Origin of the sequence: Aeromicrobium sp. CnD17-E, assembly GCF_024124745.1 — a bacterium.
Classification (GTDB): Bacteria; Actinomycetota; Actinomycetes; order Propionibacteriales; family Nocardioidaceae; genus Aeromicrobium.
This window is the reverse complement of sequence record NZ_JAMXRU010000010.1, coordinates 1-22912: the sequence shown is the minus strand read 5'-3', so window position 1 is coordinate 22912 and position 22912 is coordinate 1. Positions and strand designations below refer to the sequence as shown.

Genomic DNA, 22912 nt, shown 5'->3' with positions numbered 1-22912 from the left:
TCAAGGGTGGCGCACGGCCCACCGGACGACGTCGAGCGCCACGCCGAGCACGACGACCGCGGTGATGAGCATGTCCACACGCATCCAGAGCGGGAACGCCGGCAGCATGGCCTCGACCACGTTGACCAGGAAGAGCACGGCGGCGACGATCCCGACGGCCCGCACCGCTACTCGGTCTCCCGCGCGCGCCCGACGCAGGCGCAGCGGCAGGACGACGGCGAACACTGCGACGACGACGGCGTGGCCCCATGCATGCGCGGTGGCCTGCCCGGGCGCTGTCAGGCTCAGGACCACCAGCGCGGCGAGGGTCAGGACGACGATCCCGACGTACACCCGCACGAGGGCGGCGGCCAGTCTCAGTGCCCCGTGGCGCTGCGGCGTGGGGCGCGACAAGTTCTTGACCATGTGGTCAACATAAGCACTGTTGACCACACGGTCAAGAATGGTTGGCGGGTCACATGTCGCGGTAGCGCTGCGCCGCGTCGAGCTTTTCCTGCAGCAGCTCGGGCGTGACCTGGCGGCCCGACTCGGGCGTGAAGTCGGCGTCCGGCGTCTGGTAGAGCCCGGCGTATGCGGCGGTGTCGCGCTGGTAGCGCCAGCCCTCGGCGAGCGGGCCGACGTCGTGGGCGTCGTAGCCGATCGCGTCGAGGAACTCGGCGACGACCTGCTTGGCGTCGGCGTCGTCACCGGCGATCGCGAGCACCGACCGCTCGGGGTCGCCGTGGGGGCGAGCGAGGCGGGCGAGGTGCTCGAAGTAGATGTTGTTGAACGTCTTGACGACCTTCGACTCCGGCAGGTGCTCCTGCGTGAGCTCGCTGGTGGTCGTCGACTCGTCGTCGAGGCGTGCCACCTGCCCGTCGCGCTCGGGGTAGTAGTTGTTGGTGTCGATGACGACCTTGCCGCGCAGCGGGTCGACGGGGACGTCGGGCAGTGCCTTGAGCGGCACCGTCACGACCGCGAGGTCCGCCGCCTCCGCCGCCTCGGCCGGGGTCGCCGCGCGCGCCCGCGGGCCGAGCTGCTCGACGAGGTCGCGCAAGGTGTCCGGTCCGCGCCGGTTGCTGAGCACGACGTCGTAGCCCGCGTCGACGGCCAGACGCGCGACCGTGCTGCCGATGTTTCCGCTGCCGATGAGTCCGATGGTGGTCATGGAGTCCTCAACGCAGCCACCGCGCTGGACCTTCCCGGCACGACCTCAGACCAGCCCGACCTCAGACCAGCCCGACCTCAGACCAGGGCGCGCAGGGCGGCGTCGGCGGCGCGCAGCGCGTCGCGGTCCCACGTCGACGTCGACGCCAACAGCTCGTCGGCGCCGGTGCGCTCCGCGAGCTCCTCGAGTGTCCGGCGGACCGTGCCGGCGTCGCCGGCGACGGCCTGCTCGAGCGACGCCTCGACCCTGCGGCGCACCTGCTCGGGCCACTCCTGCGCGCGGATGGCTGCGGGGGACTCCAAGGGCTCGAAGACGCCGGTGCGCCGGGACTGCGCCATCGCCCACGCCTCCGGGAGCGCGAGCTCGCGGGCGGTCGCGACGTCGTCGGCGACGAGCACGTCGAGCGAGACCAGCACCTGCGGCGTGTCGGCGTCGGGCGAGGGTCGGAAGTCGCGGCGGTACGCGGCGAGCGCCGGCGGCAGCGCGTCGGACCACAGCGCCGGCCCGCCGACGACGACCGGCAGACCCAGCTCGGCCGCCAGGGTCACGCCGCGTCCCGTGGCCAGCAGGTACACCGGGACCGGGCCGCCCGCGGGACGCACCGTCACCGCACCGCGACCAGCCAGCAGGCCGCGCAGCTCGCGGACGTCGTCGGCGAACCGGTCGGCGGCGTCGGGGGTCTCCCGCAACGCCTCGCGCACCGGCGGGGTGAACCCCGACGACCGGCCGAGCCCGACGTCGACGCGGCCCGGATGCAGCGCCTCGAGCATGCGCACCTGCTCCGCGACGACGATCGGCTGGTGGTGCGGGAGCATGATGCCGCCGGACCCGATGCGGATGCGCGACGTCGCCGCACCCACCGCGGCCATCAGGACGGGAGGCGCGCCGCTCGCGATGCCGGGCACGGCGTGGTGCTCCGCCACCCAGAACCGGTCGTAGCCGAGCTCCTCCGCCCAGACGGCACGCGCGACGCTGCCCGTGAGCCCCTCGGCGTCGGGGTGTCCGGCGCGGGTGCGGGAGCGGTCGAGCAGAGAGAGCCTCACCTCCGGCTCAACGCCGAGGACCGGTCGCGTCATCCCGTCGGACCGTCGGCGCAGGCCTGACCCCGAGGGTGAACCGTCGGTGAACGCTCCGGCGTTCGCATGCCCGCGGGACCGGGCTCGTCCTAGCGTGACCGGCACGTCGGACCCAGGCCGACGCCCGACGACAGGAGCACCATGCGGAACCCCCTCGGCGTGCTGCTGCTCGCCGTCCTGCTCGTGCCGGCCGCCTGCACGGCACCGCCCGTCGGGAACGCCGGCCTGGGCGTCCAGGCCGGTGCGGACGGCACCGTGGACGAGGTGGCCTCCGCCTCCGCCCCTGACCCCGCCCCCGCCGACCAGGGCACGGCAGGGTCGTCGCAGGCCGCCCCGTCCGCCCCGCCGACGACGCAGGCCCCCGCCGCGGCGGCGCGTTGTCGTGCGAGCCAGCTCGGGCAGGTCCGGCGGGCCAAGGGCAGGACGTTCGGGGGCCCGGTCGTCTCGGCCGACGTCGTCCTGACGAACGTCTCCGACTCCGCCTGCTTCGTCTCCGGGTGGGTCGGTCTCGTGTTCGTGGGCAGCACGACACGCACGGCGTGCGTGGCAGGGCAGCCCCAGGACGGCTGCGGCGAGCTGGTCGACACGACGTCGACAGTGCGGGGGCCCCGCGTCCAGCACCTCGCCGGTTCGAGCGACGCGGTCGTCGTCGAGCCGGGGGCCGACGTCGCCTTCAGCATGGTCTTCGGCACCGACGACTGCTTCGAGCAGCCCTACCGCGTGCGCATCCGGATCCCGCAGAGCGACGGCGACCTCACGCTGGAGGATCCCGGGATCTGCCTCAGCCGGGACTTCTCCGTCACGCCCCTCGGCAGCACGGCCGGGTAGCCGCGGCGCGGCGCGTCAGGGAGCCGGTGCGACCCGTCGGCAGCCGTTCCCCGACCGACTCCTGACGTTCACCCCGACCTCGCCGTCCCGTACCCCGACCCTGCCTGACTGGCCGGGTGAGGACCGGGACGCCCCGAGCACCCCTGACCCGCCGCGACGTGGTCGTGAGCGGCGTCGGCTTCACCGTCGGCGCCGGCGCCGTCGTCGCGACCCTGCGACCGTCGCCTGCCCCCGCCAGCCGCCACCGTCACTTCCAGCACGGTGCGGCGTCGGGCGACCCGGTCGCCGACGGAGTGGTGCTCTGGACGCGGGTGACGCCGACGCCCGACGCGAGCCCGGGGTCGGGGCGGGGAGCCCCGACCGAGGTCGACTGGGAGGTCGCCGCCGACGAGGACTTCACCGACGTCGTCGCCGCCGGCGTGGCGCGCACCGACGCCCGCCGCGACCACACCGTCAAGCTCGACGTCCGCGCCCTGCAGCCCGCGACGACCTACTGGTACCGCTTCCGGCACGGACCGGACACCGTCGGCGGCCGCACGCGCACGGCGCCGGCCGAGGACGACGACGTGCAGCGGCTCCGCCTCGGCGTCGTCTGCTGCGCCAACTGGCAGGCCGGCTACTTCGCCGCCTACCGCCACCTGCTCGACCACGACCTCGACGCCGTCGTCCACCTCGGCGACTACCTGTACGAGTACCAGCCGGGCAAGTACTCCCACGGACCCGACTGGACCGACGTGCGACGTCACGACCCGCCGCACGAGACCGTGTCGCTCGAGGACTACCGACGTCGGCACGCGCAGTACAAGACCGACCCCGACCTGCAGCGTCTGCATGCCGCGCTGCCGATGGTCGCCACGTGGGACGACCACGAGATCGCCGACGGCTGGTACCCCGGCGGGGCCTTCGAGCACCAGCGCTTCACCGAGGGGCCCTGGGACCGCCGCAAGCGCGCCGCGATGCGGGCGTACGACGAGTGGATGCCGGTCCGCCTCGGCGGCACCGCCCGCGTGGGTGACGGCACCCGCATCTACCGGCGGTTCCGGTTCGGCCGGCTGGCGGACCTCTCGATGCTCGACCTGCGCGGCTACCGCGACGAGCGCGTCGAGGCCGACGACCCGCGCCTGGCCGACGCCGCCCGCTCCCTCACCGGAGCCGACCAGGAGGCGTGGCTGGTGGAGGGACTCGCCACGTCCGGTGCCCGGTGGCGGCTCGTCGGGAACCCTGTGATGGTCGCGCCGATGCTCATGCCGCCGCGTCCGCGCGGCCAGGAGCTCGCCCTGCGTCGCACCACCGACCCGATGACCTGGGGGCCCGCGGAACCGAACACCGACACGTGGGACGGCTACCCCGTGGAGCGCCGACGGGTGCTCGAGCGGATCAAGGAGGCGGGCGTCAACGACGTCGTCTTCCTCAGCGGCGACGTGCACACCGCCTGGGCCAACGAGGTCGAGCTCGACGGTGCCCCCGTCGCGACCGAGCTCGTGTGCAGCTCCGTCACCAGCAACAACGTCGACGACTTCATGGGCACCAAGCCCCGTACGGTCTCGCTGGCGATGGAGGAGGCGATCGTGCGCATGAACCCGCACGTGCGCTTCGTCAACCTCGACGACCACGGCTACAGCGTGCTCGAGCTGACGCCCGATGAGGCGCGCATGGAGTGGCACGCGGTCAGCGACCGTACCGACCCCGACGCCTCCTCTCGGCTCCTCGCGACCCGCCGCGTCCCGGCCGGGACGAACCGCGTCCTGCCCACCTGACCGTGCTGGTTCGCCTGCACCAGGGGCAGCGTGAGAGACTGCACGGAGGTCCTGCCGCGGGCTGCTGAGCCCGCGCGACCTCCCGCGTCCGCGCCACGTCCCGAGCGGTTGCGGCACGCACCCCGACCACCACCACCGCAGGAGCAGCACGACGTGAAGAGCACCACCGAGACCCTGAGCCCCACGCGGGTCAAGCTCACCATCGAGGTGCCGTTCGAGGAGTTCAAGCCGAGCCTCGACAAGGCGTACAAGACGATCGGTTCGCAGATCACCATCCCCGGCTTCCGCAAGGGGAAGGTGCCGGCCGCCATCGTCGACCAGCGCATCGGCCGCAGCGCCGTGCTGGACGAGGCCATCAACGGCGCCCTGCCCGGCTGGTACAACGAGGCCCTGCAGCAGGCGGAGATCCAGCCGCTGAGCCAGCCCGACATCGACCTCACCAAGTTCGTCGACGGCGAGGACATCGAGATCACCGCCGAGCTCGACGTGCGTCCCACGATCGAGCTGCCCGACCTGGCCAGCGTCGAGGTGCAGGTCGCCGACGCCGAGGTCACCGACGCCGACGTCGACGAGCAGATCGACGCCCTGCGCGACCGCTTCGCCGTCACCACCGACGTCGACCGCGCGGCCGCCGACGGCGACGCCGTCACCATCGATCTCGTCGCGCGCGACAAGGACGGCGCCGACATCGAGGGCGCCGACGCCAAGGGCCTGCCCTACACGATCGGCTCCGGCACCCTGCTCGACGGCCTCGACGAGGCGCTCATCGGCCTCGAGAAGGGCGCGACGACCACGTTCGCGACCGAGCTGGTCGGCGGCGAGCTCAAGGGCACGCCCGTCGACGTCACCGTGACCCTCAACGAGGTCAAGGAGCGCCAGGTCGCCGAGCTCGACGAGGAGTTCGTCCAGACCGCCTCGGAGTTCGACACCGTCGAGGAGCTCAAGGCCGACGTGCGCGAGCGGCTCGTCCGCGGCAAGCGCATGGAGCAGGCCGCCGAGGCCCGCGACCTCGTCCTCGACGAGATCGTCGGCAAGGTCGAGGCGCCGCTGCCCGACGCCGTCGTCGCCGAGGAGCTGCAGGGTCGCCGCGAGCAGATCCAGCAGCAGCTGTCCTACGCCGGCATCCCGTTCGAGACCTACCTCGAGGACGAGGGCCAGACCGAGGAGGAGTTCGAGGCCGAGCTCGAGCGCCGCGTGCGCGACTCCATCGTCGCCCAGTTCGTGCTCGACCAGGTGGTCGCCGACAACGAGATCGGCATCCAGGACGACGAGCTGAGCCAGCACATCTTCCGCCGGGCGCAGGAGTCGGGCCAGGACCCGAACTCCTACATCCAGCACATCATGGAGCACAACCACGTGCCCGAGATGGTGAGCGAGGTGCTGCGCGGCAAGGCGCTCGCCGAGCTGATGCAGCAGGCCACCGTCAAGGACGCGTCGGGCACGGTGCTCGAGCTCGGCAAGCTGCGCGCCGACGGCTCGCTCGCCGACGACGAGGAGTCCGACGAGGCTGGCGCCGCCCAGGCCTGACCGGACCCGTCACCGACGGCCCGACACCCGCACGGGTGTCGGGCCGTCGTGCGTCGCCGGGCGCTGGGGGTCGTGCGAGGCGTGAGGCTGTGCGAAGGCTGAGAACCTCGCCACGTGCGGTTCACATCGCGCTCGGATACCGGCAGTATGTAGGCATGCCCGGCTCACCCGCACGCACCACCGACGTGGCCGCGCTCGCGCTCGACCACCTCGACCGGCTGGTGGTCGGCACGGTGCGCGAGGTGCACGAGGCCGTGGCGGCGCGGGCCTTCCGCGCCACCCGTCTGGTCGGCGGTCGTGTGCCCGAGTCGCTGCACGACGCCGTCGTCACCTCGGTCTACGGCGCGGTCTCCGGCGTCCTGCGGGTCGGGAGCGGCTCGGTCCGCGCCCTGTCGGCCCGGGGGATCGGCGCACCGGTCGAGTCGACGCGCCTCGGCCGCAGCGTCGTGGCCGCCGTCAACGGCCTGATCGGCGACGAGCTGCGCCTGCTGGACGACCCGCAGGCGATCGTCATGTCGGTGCGGGTCGACGGCGAGGACCTCCCGCCCACCGGCTGGCAGGTGGCCGAGGCCTTCCGCGACGCCGGCAGCCACCTGGTCGTCTTCCTGCACGGCCTCTGCGAGGACGACGAGTCGTGGACGCTCGGCTCCAAGGTGTCGGGCACCTCCTACGCGACGCGGATCGCGAGCGAGACCGACGCGACACCCGTGATGATCCGCTACAACACGGGGCTGCACATCTCCGAGAACGGCAAGCACCTCGACGCGCTCCTCACCCAGCTCGTCGACGTGTGGCCGACCCCCGTCTCCCGCATCACCCTCGTCGGTCACTCGATGGGCGGTCTCGTCGTGCGCGCCGCCACCAACCACGCGACCGCCGGCGGCAAGACGTGGCAGCACCTCGTGCGCGACGTCGTGTGCCTGGGGACGCCGCACGCCGGAGCGAACCTGGAGAAGGTCGCGCACCTCGGCTCCTCCGTGCTGCGCTTCCTGCCCGAGTCGCGGCCCTTCAGCACGATCCTCGACACCCGCTCTGCCGGCATCGTCGACCTGCGGCACGGCTACATCTCGGCCGACGAGTGGGAGGGCCAGGACCTCACCCGTGCGTGGGGCCTCGACCGGATCGCCGCCGCGCCGCTCCCGCACGCCGAGTACCACTTCGTCGCCGGCACGCTCGGCGCGTCGCAGCGCCACCCGCTCAGCACCGTCCTCGGCGACCTGCTCGTGCACTTCTCGTCCGCGACCGGCGTCGGGCGTACCGGCCCGGTGGTCGAAGGTGCCCGCTTCGAGTACGTGCCGAGCGCCCACCACTTCGCCCTGCTCAACCACCCGACGGTCGCCGACTGGCTCGTCGAGTGGGTGCGCGCGGCGCACCGTCCCGTCCGGGCGCTGAGCGCGTCCGGCCAGGACTGAGCCCGTCCCACCCCGCCCCGAACCGTCCCCGACACCCTGGGAGTCAGCACCGTGCCGAACCGCAGCCTGATCGAGAGCTCCGTCGAGATCGACGCCCCGCCGTCCGTCGTCTGGAGCATCGTCTCCGACCTCAAGCGGATGGGGGAGTGGAGCCCCCAGTGCCGCCGCATGATCATCCGCGGCGGCGTGGTCCGCCAGGGCGCGCGCACGATCAACGTCAACCGGCAGGGCTGGAAGGTCTGGCCCACCCGCTCGTACGTCAAGGTCTTCGAGCCGGAGCACGAGCTGGCGCTCAAGGTCGCCGAGAACGGCACCGTGTGGACCTACCGGCTCGAGGCCCTCGACGGCGACCGGACCCGGCTCACCGAGTCGCGCACCGCGCCGAACGGTGTCTCGAGCCTGTCGAACCTGCTCACGAAGCACGTGCTCGGCGGGACCGAGGCGTTCGAGGACGAGCTCGAGCAGGGCATCCAGCAGACCCTGCAGCGGATCAAGGCCGAGGCCGAGGCCGGGGTCCGTGCCGCCTGAGTTCCCCGCCGGGGGCCTGCCGGCCCTCGAGGCGGAGACGTCGATCGACGCGTCCGTCGACGTCGTGTGGAGCCTGCTGTCGGACCTGCGCTCGATGAGCGAGCGCAGCCCCGAGACCGTGCGCATGGTGATCGCCGACGCGCCCCGCGTCGGGTCGCGCGGCGTCAACCTCAACCGCAAGGGTGCGGTGCTGTGGCCGACGACCACCCGCATCACCCGCTGGAAGCCACCCACCCACGACGGCTCCGCCGCCCTCGCGTTCCGCATCTGGCCCGTCGACGTCGAGTGGTCTTACGAGCTGACCCCCGAGGACGGCGGCACCCACGTCGTCGAACGTCGCAGCGCCCTCCCGTCCGCCGGCCTCTCCACCCGTCTCGTCGGGAAGTGGCTCATGGGCGGCGCCGAGAACCACGACGTCGAGCTCCTCGACGGCATGCGTCGCACCCTCGCCGCCCTGAAGGCGGAGGCGGAGGGGCGCTGAGGGGCGGGCCTGTTCGGTGGCTGCGGGGGTCGTGGCCTGCTGGTGCGCGGCCTGCGGGTGTCGTGACGTTGGCGGTGCGCTGCCGCAGCGGGTCCGGGGCTGGCTTCGGGTCTCGGGGTCTGGTCTGGGCTCTCGGGTGACGCACGATTCTTCGTTTCTGCGTTCTTGACCCACCGTTCTGCGTTGGCGCCTCCTATCGGTGGATCTGCAACCTCAGAAGCCGTTCTGCGGTTGCAGATCGACCGATAGTGGGCTGTCGGCGCGAAAGTCTCTGCGTTCATGACGGGATCCCGGAGGAAACGCAGAACCGTTGGACCCTCAGCGCATCACCGCAGATTCTTGTGTCCATCCTCAGCACCAACCCGCAGCCGGAGACCCCGAACCAGCGCCGTCGCCAGCCGCCCGGTCGAGGCCTTTTCGGAGGTCAGGCCCAGCGCCAGCGGAGGCAGCGCACCAGCACGCCCGGACCTCCGCAGGCAGCGCACCGCAAGGCCCCGGCGACCGCGACCAGCCCACCGGCGCGGTCGCGGCGCGACGTCAGCGGTCGACGAGGGTGACGTCGAAGCTGTACAGGCCGGGGCGGTAGGCGTGGCGGCCGAACTCGACGGCGCGGCCGAGGTTGTCGTAGGCGGTGCGCTGCATGGTGAGCAGGGGCGCGTCGACCTCCTCGCGGAGCAGGCGCGCCTCGACGGGGCGGACGCCGCGGGCGCCGATGCTCTGGCGGGCGACGCGGATGACGAACCCGGCGTCACGCAGGTAGGAGTACAGGCCCTGCGCCTCGAGGTCGACGTCGCCGAGGTCGACGATGGAGGAGGGCAGGTAGTTGTGCATGACGGCGAGCGGCTCGCCGCCGGCGATGAAGCGCAGACGTCGCAGTGACCAGACGGGCTCGCCGAGGTCGACCTGCAGCTGCTCGGCCACCTGCTCGTCCGCGGGGACGAGCAGCTGCTCGAGGACCGTGGTGCGGGGGTGCTGGCCGGCGGCGGCGAGGTCGTCGAACAGGCTGGTCAGCTCGACCTGGCGCCGCACCTGCCCGTGCACGACCTGGGTGCCGACGCCGCGGCGCCGCACGAGCATGCCCTTGTCGACGAGCACCTGGATGGCCTGGCGCATGGTCGGCCGCGACAGGCCGAGGTCCTGAGCCATCGTGATCTCGTTCTCGAGCCGTTCCCCGGCGCCGATCTCGCCGGACACGATGGCGCGCTCGAGCTGCTCGGCGACCTGGAAGTACAGGGGCACGGGGCTCGAGCGGTCCAGGGTGATCCGTGGGCTCGACATGCACGCAACCTAGCAGTCGAGGTTCAGACGTCAAGATGTCCTGACAAATGCTTGACAGTGACCCAGGACACGGTCCAGAGTTTTCCACGGACGTCATGTCCTGACATTCGAAACCGCCGCTCTTCCCACTCGAGGACCCCCATGTCGCAGATCGCCTCCCGTTCCCGCATCGCCGGTGCCCCCATCTCCTGGGGCGTGTGCGAGGTGCCGGGCTGGGGTTACCAGCTGCCCGCCGACCGCGTCCTCCCCGAGATGCGCGAGCTGGGCCTTGCCGCCACCGAGTTCGGCCCGGAGGGCTTCCTGCCCGACGCGCCGCAGGCGAAGGCGGAGCTGCTCGAGTCCTACGGTCTCTCCGCGGTCGGCGGCTTCCTGCCGCTCGTGCTGCACACCGACCACGACCCGATGCCCGAGGTCGACGCGTTCATCGACGACTGCCTCGCCGCCGGCGCCGGTGTCGTCGTCATCGCGGTCGCCACCGGCCAGGACGGCTACGACGAGCGTCCCGCGCTCAGTGACGTCGAGTGGAAGACGCTCCTCGGCCACCTCGACCGCATCGCCGACCGCGCCACCGAGCGTGGCGTGGTCGCGGCCGTCCACCCCCACGTCGGCACGCTCGTCGAGAACGCCGAGGAGACCCAGCGGGTCCTCGACGGCTCGCACGTCGGCCTCTGCGTCGACACCGGCCACCTGGTCGCCGCGGGCGCCGACCCGGTCGCGATCACCCTCGCCAACCTCGAGCGGGTCGTGCACGTCCACCTCAAGGACGTCGACGCGGACCTCGCCGCGCGCGTCCAGTCCGGCGACCTCGCCTTCTCCGACGCCGTCTCGCAGGGCCTGTGGACGGTGCTCGGACGCGGCAGCGTCGACGTCGCCGCGATGATCTCCGCGCTCGAGGGCCACGGCTACACCGGCTGGTACGTCCTCGAGCAGGACCTCAAGCTCACGGGCGAGCCGGAGGGCGAGGGCCCGAAGGTCGACGTCGCCGCCTGCCTCGCGTACGTCGAGGGCGCGCTCGCCACGGAGACCGTGGCATGACGTACGAGGTCATCACGCTCGGCCGCTGCGGCGTCGACGTCTACCCCGAGCAGGTGGGCGTGGGCCTGGAGGACGTCGCGACGTTCGCGAAGTTCCTCGGCGGCTCGCCCACCAACGTCGCCGTCGCCGCCTCGCGGCTCGGCCACCGCAGCGCCGTCGTCACCAAGACCGGCGACGACCCGTTCGGCCGCTTCGTGCGCCGCGCGCTCGAGGGCTTCGGCGTCGACACCGCGTTCGTCGGCACCGACCCCGACCTGCCCACGCCGGTCACGTTCTGCGAGATCTTCCCGCCGGACGACTTCCCGCTCTACTTCTACCGCCGGCCCTCCGCGCCGGACCTGCAGCTGCGCGCCGAGGAGCTCGCCCCCTCCACCGACCTGTACCGCAGCGTCCAGGAGGCCGACATCCTCTGGTTCACGGTGACGGGCCTCAGCGAGGAGCCGAGCCGCGAGGCCCACCTCGCCGCGCTCGAGGCGCGTGGCAAGGACCGGCTGACGGTCATCGACCTCGACTACCGGCCCATGTTCTGGTCCGACCCCGCCGACGCCACCGCCGCGATCGCCGAGGTGCTGCCCTACGTCTCGGTCGCCGTCGGCAACCGCGAGGAGTGCGAGGTCGCGATCGGCGAGACCGAGCCGCAGGCGGCCGCCAAGGCCCTGCGCGCCGCCGGCGTGGAGACCGCGATCGTCAAGCAGGGCCCGGCCGGCGTGCTGGGCGTGCGTGGCGACGAGTCCGTCGTGGTGCCGCCGGTGCCGGTCGACGTCGTCAACGGTCTCGGTGCGGGCGACGCGTTCGGCGGGTCGCTCGTCCACGGACTGCTCTCGGGGTGGAACCTGGAGCGGACGCTCCGCTTCGCGAACGCGGCCGGCGCCTACGTGGCGGGCCAGCTCTCGTGCGCGGACGCCATGCCCACGCCCGACGTGGTCGAACAGGTCCTGAGCAACGGGAAGGTCGTCGCATGAGCATCGCCGAGCAGGACCAGAAGGGTCGCGCCACGGTCGACCAGGCCGCGATCGGCCGCATCATCGAGCAGCGCGTCAGCGACCCGGCCTCCATCGCCCGGGCGTGGGCCGAGCGCCGCCGCCCGACGTCGCTCGTCGGCAGCACGGGACGCCTCATGCTCGTGGCCGCCGACCACCCTGCCCGCGGTGCGCTGCGCGCCGGCGACGACGCCTTCGCCATGGGCGACCGCGCGCGTCTGCTGGACCGCATGGTCCGTGCGCTCGCCCGACCGGGCGTCGACGGTGTCCTCGGCACGGCCGACGTGCTCGACGACCTGCTGCTCCTCGGTGCTCTGGAGGGCAAGGTCGTCATCGGATCGATGAACCGCGGTGGTCTCGCGGGCACGGCCTTCGAGATCGACGACCGCTTCACCGGCCACGACGCCGCGACGATCCAGCGCGACGGCATGCAGGGCGGCAAGATGCTGTTCCGCATCGAGCCCGACGACGCCGGCACCGTCGCCACGATGCAGGCGTGCGCCGAGGCGGTGCGCGACCTCGCCGAGGCGCAGGTCATGGCCATGGTCGAGCCGTTCATCTCCCACCGCCGCGACGGACGGGTCGTCAACGACCTGTCGACCGCCGCCGTCGTGCGCTCCGCCACCGTCGCCGCCGGCCTCGCGCCGACGTCGGCCTACACGTGGCTGAAGCTGCCCGTCGTCGACGACATGGACGCCGTCCTCTCGGCCACCGGCCTGCCGGTGCTGCTGCTCGGCGGCGAGGTCTCCAGCGACCAGGAGGCGCAGTTCGCGGCCTGGTCGAAGGCCCTCTCGCACCCGGCCGTCCGCGGCATGGTCGTGGGTCGCAGCCTGCTCTTCCCGCCCGACGGCGACGTCGAGGCCGCGGTCGACGCCACGGTGGCGATGCTCTGATGTCCCACGTCGTACGCAAGGGCGAGGGTGCGGTCGCACCCTTCGTCCTCGACGTCACCCCGAAGAGCGCGGGCTGGGACCACACCGGCCTCAAGGTGCTCGAGCTGGCGCCCGGTGCCTCGCAGACCGTCACCGAGGACGGCCACGAGCTGCTCGTGCTCGCCCTGTCGGGCTCGGCCACCGTGGTGGTCGACGTCGACGGCACGCCGACCTCCTTCGACCTGGCCGGACGTCCCGACGTCTGGTCCGGGCCGAGCGACGTGGTGTACGCACCGCTGGGCTCGGCCGTCACCGTCACGTCGGCCGCCGGCGGCCGGTTCGCGATCCCGACCGCCGCTGCCACGGCGCGCCTGGAGCCTGCGTACCTGCCCGCGGCCGACGTGCCGGTCGAGATGCGCGGAGCGGGCCAGGCGAGCCGTCAGGTCAACAACTTCGGCGTCCCCGGCGTGCTCGAGGCCGACCGCATCATCGCGTGCGAGGTGCTGACGCCCGGCGGCAACTGGTCGTCCTACCCGCCCCACAAGCACGACGAGGAGCGCGAGGGCGAGACCCGGCTGGAGGAGATCTACTACTACGAGGTCGCTGCCGGACCGGCCCCGGCGGGGGTGCGGGGCGACGGGCCGCAGACGGAGCGCCCTGGCATCGGGTACCAGCGCGTCTACGGGCACGAGAAGGCCGAGATCGACGTGCTCGCGGAGGTGCGCGACGGCGACGTCGTCCTCATCCCGCACGGCTGGCACGGACCGTCGATGGCCGCCCCGGGCTACGACCTCTACTACCTCAACGTGATGGCCGGCCCCGGCGACGAGCGGGCGTGGCTGATCTGCGACGACCCCGCCCACACCTGGGTCCGCGACACCTGGGCCGACCAGCCGGTCGACCCCCGACTTCCGTTCGGAGGACACCGATGAGCAGCACCCCCGCCGCCCGCACCGTGCGACTGACCGTCGCCCAGGCGACGGTCCGCTTCCTCGAGGCGCAGCACGTCGAGCGCGACGGCCACACGCACGCCTTCTTCGCCGGGTGCTGGGGCATCTTCGGACACGGCAACGTCGCCGGCGTGGGTCAGGCGCTGCTGGAGCGCTCGCAGTCCGACGACCCGTCGCGCCTGGAGTTCTTCCACGGCCGCAACGAGCAGGCCATGGTGCACGCCGCCGTCGCCTACGCCCGCCAGTACGACCGCCTGCGGGCGATGGCGGTCACCGCCTCGGTCGGCCCGGGCTCCACGAACATGGTCACGGGCGCCGCGCTCGCGACCATCAACCGTCTGCCGGTGCTCCTGCTGCCCGGCGACGTCTTCGCCACGCGTCCGGCCAACCCCGTGCTCCAGGAGCTCGAGGACCCGTCGAGCATGGACACGACGGTCAACGACTCCTTCCGCTCCGTCTCGCGCTACTGGGACCGCGTGGCCCGCCCGGAGCAGCTGCCGTCGGCGCTGCTGCAGGCCATGCGCGTGCTCACGGACCCCGCCGACACCGGCGCCGTCACCCTCTGCCTCCCGCAGGACGTGCAGGCCGAGGCGCACGACTGGCCGGTCGAGCTGTTCGAGACCCGCGTCTGGCACGTCGGTCGCCCGGTGCCGCAGCCGGCCGAGCTCGAGCGCGCGGTCGCGGCCATCAAGGCCAGCCGACGTCCGCTCGTCGTCGCCGGCGGCGGCGTGATCTACGCCGGCGCCGACGCCGCGCTCGCCGCCTTCGCGGAGGCCACCGGGATCCCGGTGGGGGAGACGCAGGCCGGCAAGGGCTCGCTCCCGTACGACCACCCGCAGGCGCTCGGCGCGATCGGGGCCACCGGCACCACCGCCGCCGACGCGGTGGCCGCGGAGGCCGACCTCGTCATCGGCGTCGGCACCCGGTACAGCGACTTCACGACCGCCTCGCGCACCGTGTTCGCCGCCGAGGGCGTCCGCTTCGTGAACGTCAACGTCGCCCGCATCGACGCGCTCAAGCTGTCGGCGGCCACGCTCGTGGCCGACGCCCGCGAGGCGCTCGAGGCGCTCACCGAGGCCCTCGACGGCTGGTGCGTCGACGACGCCTACGTCGAGCGCAACACCGCCCTGGCGCAGGAGTGGGACGCGGTCGTCGAGGCGTCGCACCAGGCCACCTCCGACGACACGCGACTCGTCCAGTCCGCCGTCCTCGGCGTCGTCAACGAGACGTCCGACCCGCGCGACGTCGTGCTCTGCGCGGCGGGCTCGATGCCGGGCGACCTGCACAAGCTGTGGCGCACGCGCGACCGCAAGGGCTACCACGTCGAGTACGGCTTCTCCTGCATGGGCTACGAGATCGCCGGCGGTCTCGGCGTCAAGATGGCCGCACTCGACCAGGCCCGCGAGGGCACCGACGACGACCGCGACGTGTTCGTCATGGTCGGCGACGGGTCGTACCTGATGATGAACACCGAGCTGGTCACCGCGGTGGCCGAGGGCGTGAAGATCATCGTCGTGCTGGTGCAGAACCACGGCTACGCCTCGATCGGTGCGCTGTCGCAGAGCCTCGGCTCGCAGCGCTTCGGCACCCGCTACCGCTACCGCACCGACACCGGCCTCGACGGCGACGTCCTGCCGGTCGACCTCGCGGCGAACGCGGCGAGCCTCGGTGCCGACGTGGTCGTCGCGAGCAGCATCGACGACCTGCGCTCGGCGGTGGTGAAGGCCAAGGAGTCCACGCGGACGACCGTGATCCACGTCGAGACCGACCCGCTCGTGCCCGCCCCGTCCAGCCCGGCCTGGTGGGACGTGCCGGTCGCCGAGGTCTCCGCCCTCGACTCCACCCGCGAGGCCCGCACCACCTACGAGCAGCACAAGGCCGACCAGCGCCACCACCTGGCGCCCACCGACACCCCTTCCACCGCACAGCAGAGCGAGGACACCCCCCGATGACGTACGAGACCACCTACGACCACTGGATCGGCGGACAGAGCGTCGCCGGCACCTCCGAGCGCGTCGGCGACGTGTTCGACCCGGCCCTCGGCACGCCGCAGAAGGGCGTCCGTCTGGCCTCCGTCGAGGACGTCGACGCCGCCGTCCAGTCCGCGCGCACCGCGTTCACGACCTGGAGCGAGACGTCCGTGACGGCGCGCTCGCGCGTCATGTTCGCCTTCCGCCAGCTGCTCGTGGAGCGTGAGGAGGAGCTCGCGCAGGTCATCAGCGCCGAGCACGGCAAGACCCTCGACGACGCACGCGGCGAGGTCGTCCGCGGTCGCGAGGTCGTCGAGTTCGCCTGCGGCATCCCGCAGCTGCTCAAGGGCGAGTACAACGACCAGGTCTCCGGCTCGGTCGACTCCTACTCCTTCCGCCAGCCGCTCGGCGTGGTCGCCGGCATCACGCCGTTCAACTTCCCGATCATGGTGCCGCTGTGGATGCACCCGATCGCCATCGCCACGGGCAACACGTTCGTGCTCAAGCCGTCCGAGCGCGTGCCCGGCGCGTCGGCCCTGGTCGCGCGCCTGTACCAGGAGGCCGGTCTGCCCGACGGCGTCTTCAACGTCGTGCACGGCGACAAGGTGGCCGTCGACGCGCTCCTCGACCACGCCGACGTCGACGGCGTCTCCTTCGTCGGCTCCACGCCGATCGCGCAGTACGTGCACGAGCGTGCCTCCGCCTCCGGCAAGCGCGTCCAGGCCCTCGGCGGTGCCAAGAACCACGCGGTGGTCATGCCCGACGCCGACCTCGACTTCGCCGCCGACCACATCGTCGCCGCCGGCTACGGCTCGGCCGGCCAGCGGTGCATGGCCATCTCGGCCGTCGTCGCCGTCGGGCCGGCCGCCGACACCCTCGTCGACAAGATCCGCGAGCGTACGCACGAGATCAAGGTGGGCGTCGGCACCGACCCCGACGCCGGCATGGGTCCTGTCGTCACCAAGGCCTCGCGCGACCGCATCGTCGACTACATCGGGCAGGGCGAGTCCGCCGGCGCGAAGGTCGTCGTCGACGGCCGCGACCTCGTCGTCGAGGACCACGAGGAGGGCTTCTTCGTCGGCCCGACGCTCATCGACCACGTCACGACCGACATGAGCGTCTACACCGACGAGATCTTCGGACCCGTCCTCGCGGTCCTGCGGGTCGACAGCCTCGACGAGGCGCTCGACCTCATCAACAGCAACCCCTACGGCAACGGGACGGCGGTGTTCACCTCCTCGGGAGAGGTGGCCCGCACGTTCCAGCGTCGGGTGCAGGTGGGCATGATCGGGATCAACGTCCCCGTCCCCGTGCCCATGGCCTTCCACTCCTTCGGAGGCTGGAAGGACTCGCTCTTCGGTGACCACCACGTCCACGGTCCCGAGGGCATCCGCTTCTACACCCGCGCGAAGGTGGTCACCGCCAGGTGGCCGCACGTGAGCGAGGAGTCCCTCGCCGCCCTCCATTTCCCGACGGCTCACTGACGCCGGGCCCAGAAAGAGAAGGAAACCCCCACCATGAAGAAGCTCAAGGTCATCGGCGCGGTGATCCTCGCCGGATCGCTGCTCGCCGCCTGCTCGGGCACCGGCAAGGAGGACACCGGAGCGTCCAGCGACACGAAGGACCTCACCTACGCGGTCATCACGCACTCCGGCCCCGGCGACGCGTTCTGGGACCGCGTCAAGTCCGGTGCCGAGCGCGCCGGTGACGACTACGGCGTCAAGGTCGACTACAACGCCGACCCCGACCCGGCCAAGCAGTCACAGCTCATCGACAACGCCGTCGCGCAGAAGGTCGACGGCATCGTCGTCTCGATGGCCAACCCCGACGGCCTCGAGTCGAGCATCAAGAAGGCCGTCGCGGCGGGCATCCCCGTCGTGACGATCAACTCCGGTGTCGACCGCTTCAAGGAGTTCGGCGCGATCACGCACATCGGCCAGTCCGAGACGATCGCCGGCGAGGCCGTCGGCGAGAAGCTCAAGGAGGCCGGTCTGAAGAACGGCATCTGCGTCATCCAGGAGGCCGGCAACGTCGGTCTGGAGGAGCGCTGCAAGGCCGCCGCCTCGACCTTCGGTGGGAAGATGAGCAACATCCAGGTCGACGGCACGAACGACGCCGAGGTCAAGGCCACCATCAAGTCCAAGCTGCAGTCCGACGACAGCATCGACGCCGTGCTCACGCTCGGTGGCCAGTACGCGATCGACGCCGTCGGCGCCGTGGACGAGTCCGGCTCGAAGGCCAAGGTCGCCACGTTCGACCTCTCCGAGGACGTCGTCAAGGACATCGAGGCCGGCAGCATCCTGTTCGCGGTCGACCAGCAGCCCTACGTCCAGGGCTTCCTGGGTGTCACGACGCTGTACCTGAAGTCGATCAACGGCAACGACGTGGGCGGTGGCCAGCCGATCAACTCCGGCCCCGCGTTCGTCACGAAGGACAACGCGGCCGACGTGGCGAAGTTCGCCTCGCAGGGCACGCGCTGACCCCGCGGGACGGGGACGATCCGGGGGATCGTCCCCGTCCCACCCCGGCGGCCCCGCCCGCCGACCAGCACCCCGCGCACCGCCCCACCCGTACGATCCCGCTCGGCCCCCGCCGGGCCCCACGAAAGGAGCTGTCATGACGACAGCCACGGCAGCACCAGACGAGAGACTGGCGACCACGTCGACGGTGTCGCGTCTCCTGACCCGCCCGGAGATGGGCGCCGCCGTCGCGGCCATCGCCGTCATGATCTTCTTCTCGCTCAACAGCGACCGCTTCCTCACCACGGCCGGTGCCGGCGTGTGGCTGGAGTCCGCCTCGACCTTCGGCATCATGGCCGTCGCGGTGGCCCTGCTCATGATCGGCGGCGAGTTCGACCTCTCCGCCGGCGTCATGACCGGCTTCACCGCCCTCGTGGTCGGCATCCTGACCACGAACTACGGACTCAACATCTGGGCCGCGGTGCTCATCGCGCTCCTCCTCGCGCTCGCCGTGGGCGCCTTCAACGGCTACATGGTCATGCGCACCGGCCTGCCGAGCTTCATCATCACGCTCGGCACGTTCTTCATCCTGCAGGGCATCGACCTCGCGGTGACGAAGCTGATCATCGGCCAGGTGACCATCCAGGGCATGACCGACGTGCCCTTCTACGACAGCATCCAGCCGGTCTTCGGCGCGTCGTTCACGATCGCGGGCGGCACGTTCTACGTCTCGGTGCTGTGGTGGCTCGCGGTCACCGCGATCGCCACCTGGGTCCTGCTGCGCACCAAGGCCGGCAACTGGATCTTCGCGGTCGGCGGCGCCCAGCAGTCCGCGCGCCAGGTCGGCGTGCCGGTGCTCAAGACCAAGATCGGGCTCTTCATGACGACGGCCGCGGCCGGCTGGCTCGTCGGCATGATCTCGCTGTTCCGCACCTCCACGGTGCAGGCGAACACCGGCGTCGGCCAGGAGTTCATCTACATCATCTGCGCCGTCGTCGGCGGCTGCCTCCTCACCGGTGGCTACGGCTCGGCGATCGGGGCGGCCCTCGGCGCGCTGATCTACGGCATGACCTTCCAGGGCATCACCTTCGCGCAGTGGGACACCAACTGGCTGCGCACCTTCCTCGGCGCCATGCTGCTGGCCGCCGTGCTCCTCAACAACTGGGTCCGGACCCGAGCGGAGACCTCACGATGACGAACGACACCCCGAAGCACGCCACGACCGCCCCGGAGGGCGCCGCTCCCGGCACCCCCCTCATCGAGGTCGTCGACATCGGCAAGCGGTACGGCAGCATCATCGCGCTGTCCGACGTCACCACGTCGGTGAAGGCCGGCGAGGTCACCTGCGTCCTCGGCGACAACGGCGCCGGCAAGTCGACCTTCATCAAGATCCTCGCCGGTGCGCACGAGCACACCGACGGCGAGCTGCGGGTCGACGGCAAGGCGACGACGTTCTCCAACCCTCGCGAGGCGCTCGACGCGGGCATCGCGACCGTGTACCAGGACCTCGCGGTCGTCCCGCTCATGCCGGTCTGGCGCAACTTCTTCCTCGGCTCGGAGCCGAGCAAGGGGTTCGGCCCGTTCAAGCACATGGACGTCGACTTCATGAAGCGCACGACGAAGTCCGAGCTGGCCGCCATGGGGATCGACCTGCGTGACGTCGACCAGCCGATCGGCACGCTGTCCGGTGGTGAGCGTCAGTGCGTCGCCATCGCCCGTGCCGTCTACTTCGGTGCTCGGGTGCTGATCCTCGACGAGCCGACCGCGGCGCTCGGCGTCAAGCAGTCCGGCGTCGTGCTCAAGTACATCGCGAAGGCCCGCGAGCGCGGCCTCGGCGTCGTGTTCATCACGCACAACCCCCACCACGCCTACCCGGTCGGCGACCGCTTCATGCTGCTGCGTCGCGGCAAGAGCATGGGCGACTTCCCGAAGAGCGAGATGACGCTCGACGACCTGACGTCGATGATGGCCGGCGGCGCCGAGCTGGAGTCGCTGGCGCACGAGCTGGAGCGCACCATGGGCACCGACTCGGCCGTGGCGCAGCAGCTGAAGGACGAGGTGGGGGCGTGACGCAGGAGACCACGCGGCGCCCGGAGCTGCGCGTCGGCGTCGTCGGGCTGGGCTGGATGGGGCAGGTGCACGCCCGGGCGATGACCCGGCTGCTGCACCACTACCCGGACGCACCGCTGCGGCCGCGGCTCGTCGCCGTGGCCGAGCCCGTCGACGACGAGCGGACGCGGCGGGCGGTGGACGCGCTCGGCTTCGAGCACGTCCACACCGACTGGCAGTCGCTCGTCGAGCGTGACGACCTCGACGTCGTGTGCGTGACCGGTCCGAACTTCATCCACCGCGACGTCGCGGTGGCTGCGGCGCAGGCGGGCAAGCACCTGTGGGTCGAGAAGCCCGCCGGACGCGACGCGTCCGAGACGGCCGAGATCGTCGCCGCCGTCGAGGCGGCCGGCGTGCAGGCCGCAGCCGGGTTCAACTACCGCAACGTGCCTGCGGTCGAGCTCGCGAAGGAGCTCGTCGCGTCGGGCCGCATCGGTCGCGTGGAGCACTCCACCGTGCGCTTCCTCGCCGACTACTCCGCCGACCCGGACGCGGCGCTGTCGTGGCGCTTCCGCACGGCGACGTCGGGCACGGGCGTGCTCGGTGACCTCGTGAGCCACGCCGCCGACCTGCTGCGCCACGTCGTGGCCGACGTCGAGGAGCTCGTCGTCGACCGCGCCACGTTCATCGCGCAGCGTCGCGAGGCCGTCGCCGGTGCGATGCACTACGAGAAGGGTGCCGGGGCGCTCGGCGACGTCGAGAACGAGGACTACGTGAGCGCGCTGCTGCGCCTCGCGGACGGCTCGCGCGCCGTGCTCGAGTCGAGCCGCGTGGCCGTGGGGGAGCAGAACCGGTACGGCCTGGAGGTGCACGGCACCGAGGGGTCGCTGTCGTGGGACTTCCGTCGCATGAACGAGCTCCAGGTGAGCATGCGGGGCGCCGACGGTGCCTACCTCAACGCGTTCTCCACGACGCGCTACGCCACCCCCGGCGACGGCGAGCTGGGCGTCTTCCAGCCCGGCGCCAACAACCCCATGGGCTTCGACGACCTCAAGGTCGTGGAGGCCCGCCGGCTCGTGGAGTCGATCGCGACCGGCAAGCCCGTCGGCGCGACCGTCCACGACGCCCTGTCGGCGGCGCGGGTCGTCGACGCCATGATCACGTCCAGCGACGAGAAGAAGTGGGTACGACTGTGAGCACGAACCGTCTGCGCGTGGGCGTGATCGGGACCGGAGCGATGGGCCTGGCGCACGCGCGCACCCTCGCGGAGAGCGTCCCGGCGGCCGAGGTCGTCCGCGTCTTCGACATGGACACCGAGCGCGCCAAGGAGGTCGCGCACGGCGTCGGCGCCGAGGCCGCCGACAGCGCCGAGGCGCTGGTGGCCGACGTCGACGCGTTCGTCGTCGCCTCGCCCGACTTCACGCACGCCGACCTCGCGGTCGCCGGCATCGAGGCCGGCAAGCACGTGCTCTGCGAGAAGCCGCTGGCCGTCACCGCCGACGACGCGCGTCGCGTGGTCGACGCCGAGGTCGCCGCGGGCCGACGGTTCGTGCAGGTGGGCTTCAACCGCCGCTTCGACCCCGGCTTCGTCGACCTCAAGGCCGCGATCACCGACGGCTCGCTGGGCGACGTGCGCGTGCTGCACGGCATCCACCGCAACGCCTCGAACAGCACCAGCACCGACGACGCCACGCTCGTGACCGGCTCGATGATCCACGAGCTCGACACGTTCCGCTGGCTGCTCGACGGCGAGATCGTCGCGATCCGCGTCGAGTCGCCCGTCGTCGAGGGCTTCCGCGACCCGCAGGTCGCCACGCTGTGGACCGACGGCGGCCAGATGGCCACCGCCGAGGTCTTCGTGAACGCGGCGTACGGCTACGACGTGCGCGTCGAGGTCGTCGGCACGGGCGGGTCCGCGTCGCTCGAGCCCCGTCACCCCGTGCTGCGTCGCGTCTCGGGCCTGGGTGGCTCGGCGATCGGCAGCGACTTCGTGGAGCACTTCGCCGACTCCTACCGGATCGAGCTCGCCGCCTGGGCCGACGCGTCGCTGCGCGGCGAGGTCGTCGGCGCGAGCGCGTGGGACGGCTACCTGGCCAACGTCGTGGCCGCGGCCGGCGTCGACGCGCTGCGGTCGGGGCAGAAGCGCGACGTCGTGGTGCCCGAGCGTCCGTCGCTCTACGCCTGAGACTCAGGCGGGCGCCGGACCGGTGGTGCTGCGCGCCACGAGCTCCGGCGTGAGCACCACGTCGCGGGCGGGCTCACCGGCGAGGAGGCCGAGCGCACCGGCCACGGCGCGCTCGGCCATCTCCCGTGCGCTCTGCGAGACGGTGGTCATGAGGTCCTGTCGCGCGACCGCCAGGCGCGAGTCGTCGTACCCCGTGACCGAGACCTGACGAGGCACGTCACGACGAGCGCGCAGCAGCGCGTCGAGGACGCCCGACGCGCAGTGGTCGTTGAAGGCGACCACGCCCGTCGGGGGCGCGGCCGCCTCGAGCAGGGTGGCCGTGGCCCGGACGCCGTCGCGCTCGGTCGCGCCGCCGGCGAGCACCCACGGGTCGAGGCC

Annotated in this window: 22 protein-coding genes; 17 read left to right on the top strand and 5 right to left on the bottom strand. The window is 72.1% G+C overall.

What is annotated here, in order from left to right:
• The 3 genes from NH339_RS03980 to NH339_RS03970 form a co-directional block, all read right to left on the bottom strand.
• Entirely contained in the window at positions 1–405 is a 405-nt protein-coding gene (locus NH339_RS03980) for a hypothetical protein (RefSeq protein WP_253022770.1), read from the bottom strand.
• A gap of 49 nt (positions 406–454) precedes the next feature.
• Positions 455–1147 (bottom strand): NADPH-dependent F420 reductase, encoded by a 693-nt coding sequence (locus tag NH339_RS03975; RefSeq protein ID WP_253022768.1) that lies wholly within the window; start codon positions 1145–1147, stop codon positions 455–457.
• A gap of 77 nt (positions 1148–1224) precedes the next feature.
• Positions 1225–2190 carry an MsnO8 family LLM class oxidoreductase gene (locus tag NH339_RS03970; protein ID WP_253022765.1) on the bottom strand — a complete coding sequence of 322 codons (966 nt, stop codon included), beginning with the start codon at positions 2188–2190 and terminating at the stop codon, positions 1225–1227.
• Positions 2191–2364: 174 nt separating this feature from the next.
• On the opposite strand from NH339_RS03970, the gene NH339_RS03965 reads away from it, so the two are divergent.
• From NH339_RS03965 to NH339_RS03940, 6 genes are all read left to right on the top strand, one after another.
• Positions 2365–3051 carry a hypothetical protein gene (locus tag NH339_RS03965; protein WP_253022763.1) on the top strand — a complete coding sequence of 229 codons (687 nt, stop codon included), beginning with the start codon at positions 2365–2367 and terminating at the stop codon, positions 3049–3051.
• 116 nt (positions 3052–3167) lie between these two features.
• A complete protein-coding gene (locus tag NH339_RS03960; protein ID WP_253022761.1) occupies positions 3168–4808 on the top strand; it encodes an alkaline phosphatase in 1641 nt (546 codons plus the stop codon).
• Positions 4809–4961: 153 nt separating this feature from the next.
• Positions 4962–6335, top strand: a complete 1374-nt coding sequence (gene tig, locus NH339_RS03955) for a trigger factor (RefSeq protein WP_253022759.1) — start codon at positions 4962–4964, stop codon at positions 6333–6335.
• Positions 6336–6490: 155 nt separating this feature from the next.
• Positions 6491–7747 (top strand): alpha/beta hydrolase, encoded by a 1257-nt coding sequence (locus NH339_RS03950; RefSeq protein ID WP_253022757.1) that lies wholly within the window; start codon positions 6491–6493, stop codon positions 7745–7747.
• A 51-nt stretch (positions 7748–7798) separates the two neighbouring features.
• Positions 7799–8275, top strand: a complete 477-nt coding sequence (locus NH339_RS03945) for an SRPBCC family protein (RefSeq protein WP_253022755.1) — start codon at positions 7799–7801, stop codon at positions 8273–8275.
• Positions 8265–8756, top strand: a complete 492-nt coding sequence (locus NH339_RS03940) for an SRPBCC family protein (protein WP_067859075.1) — start codon at positions 8265–8267, stop codon at positions 8754–8756. The genes NH339_RS03945 and NH339_RS03940 overlap by 11 nt, the downstream gene beginning before the upstream one ends.
• A 537-nt stretch (positions 8757–9293) precedes the next feature.
• Here the strand turns inward: NH339_RS03940 and NH339_RS03935 are convergent.
• Positions 9294–10034, bottom strand: a complete 741-nt coding sequence (locus tag NH339_RS03935) for a GntR family transcriptional regulator (RefSeq protein ID WP_067859072.1) — start codon at positions 10032–10034, stop codon at positions 9294–9296.
• Positions 10035–10175: 141 nt separating this feature from the next.
• On the opposite strand from NH339_RS03935, the gene NH339_RS03930 reads away from it, so the two are divergent.
• From NH339_RS03930 to NH339_RS03880, 11 genes are all read left to right on the top strand, one after another.
• On the top strand, positions 10176–11069 hold the full coding sequence (locus NH339_RS03930) for a TIM barrel protein (protein ID WP_253022753.1): 894 nt from the start codon (positions 10176–10178) through the stop codon (positions 11067–11069).
• Entirely contained in the window at positions 11066–12031 is a 966-nt protein-coding gene (gene iolC, locus NH339_RS03925; RefSeq protein ID WP_067859066.1) for a 5-dehydro-2-deoxygluconokinase, read from the top strand. The genes NH339_RS03930 and iolC overlap by 4 nt, the downstream gene beginning before the upstream one ends.
• Positions 12028–12942, top strand: a complete 915-nt coding sequence (locus NH339_RS03920; RefSeq protein WP_253022751.1) for an aldolase — start codon at positions 12028–12030, stop codon at positions 12940–12942. Before iolC ends, NH339_RS03920 begins: the two co-directional genes overlap by 4 nt.
• The gene (iolB, locus tag NH339_RS03915; RefSeq protein ID WP_374208195.1) at positions 12939–13853 is read left to right on the top strand and encodes a 5-deoxy-glucuronate isomerase; all 915 of its coding nucleotides are present in this window, start codon (positions 12939–12941) and stop codon (positions 13851–13853) included. The genes NH339_RS03920 and iolB overlap by 4 nt, the downstream gene beginning before the upstream one ends.
• Positions 13850–15823 carry a 3D-(3,5/4)-trihydroxycyclohexane-1,2-dione acylhydrolase (decyclizing) gene (iolD, locus tag NH339_RS03910; RefSeq protein WP_253022746.1) on the top strand — a complete coding sequence of 658 codons (1974 nt, stop codon included), beginning with the start codon at positions 13850–13852 and terminating at the stop codon, positions 15821–15823. Before iolB ends, iolD begins: the two co-directional genes overlap by 4 nt.
• A complete protein-coding gene (locus NH339_RS03905; protein ID WP_253022744.1) occupies positions 15820–17325 on the top strand; it encodes a CoA-acylating methylmalonate-semialdehyde dehydrogenase in 1506 nt (501 codons plus the stop codon). Before iolD ends, NH339_RS03905 begins: the two co-directional genes overlap by 4 nt.
• 33 nt (positions 17326–17358) lie before the next feature.
• A complete protein-coding gene (locus NH339_RS03900; protein ID WP_253022742.1) occupies positions 17359–18321 on the top strand; it encodes a sugar ABC transporter substrate-binding protein in 963 nt (320 codons plus the stop codon).
• 136 nt (positions 18322–18457) lie between these two features.
• A complete protein-coding gene (locus NH339_RS03895) occupies positions 18458–19495 on the top strand; it encodes an ABC transporter permease (RefSeq protein ID WP_253022740.1) in 1038 nt (345 codons plus the stop codon).
• Positions 19492–20370 (top strand): ATP-binding cassette domain-containing protein, encoded by an 879-nt coding sequence (locus NH339_RS03890; RefSeq protein WP_253022738.1) that lies wholly within the window; start codon positions 19492–19494, stop codon positions 20368–20370. The genes NH339_RS03895 and NH339_RS03890 overlap by 4 nt, the downstream gene beginning before the upstream one ends.
• Positions 20367–21545, top strand: coding sequence for a Gfo/Idh/MocA family protein (locus tag NH339_RS03885; protein WP_253022736.1), 1179 nt, complete (start codon positions 20367–20369; stop codon positions 21543–21545). The genes NH339_RS03890 and NH339_RS03885 overlap by 4 nt, the downstream gene beginning before the upstream one ends.
• Complete coding sequence (locus NH339_RS03880) at positions 21542–22534, top strand: Gfo/Idh/MocA family oxidoreductase (RefSeq protein ID WP_253022734.1); 993 nt, start codon at positions 21542–21544, stop codon at positions 22532–22534. Before NH339_RS03885 ends, NH339_RS03880 begins: the two co-directional genes overlap by 4 nt.
• A gap of 3 nt (positions 22535–22537) precedes the next feature.
• Here NH339_RS03880 and NH339_RS03875 read toward each other — a convergent pair.
• On the bottom strand, positions 22538–22912 hold a 375-nt coding region (locus NH339_RS03875; RefSeq protein ID WP_253022732.1), incomplete at its 5' end, for a substrate-binding domain-containing protein.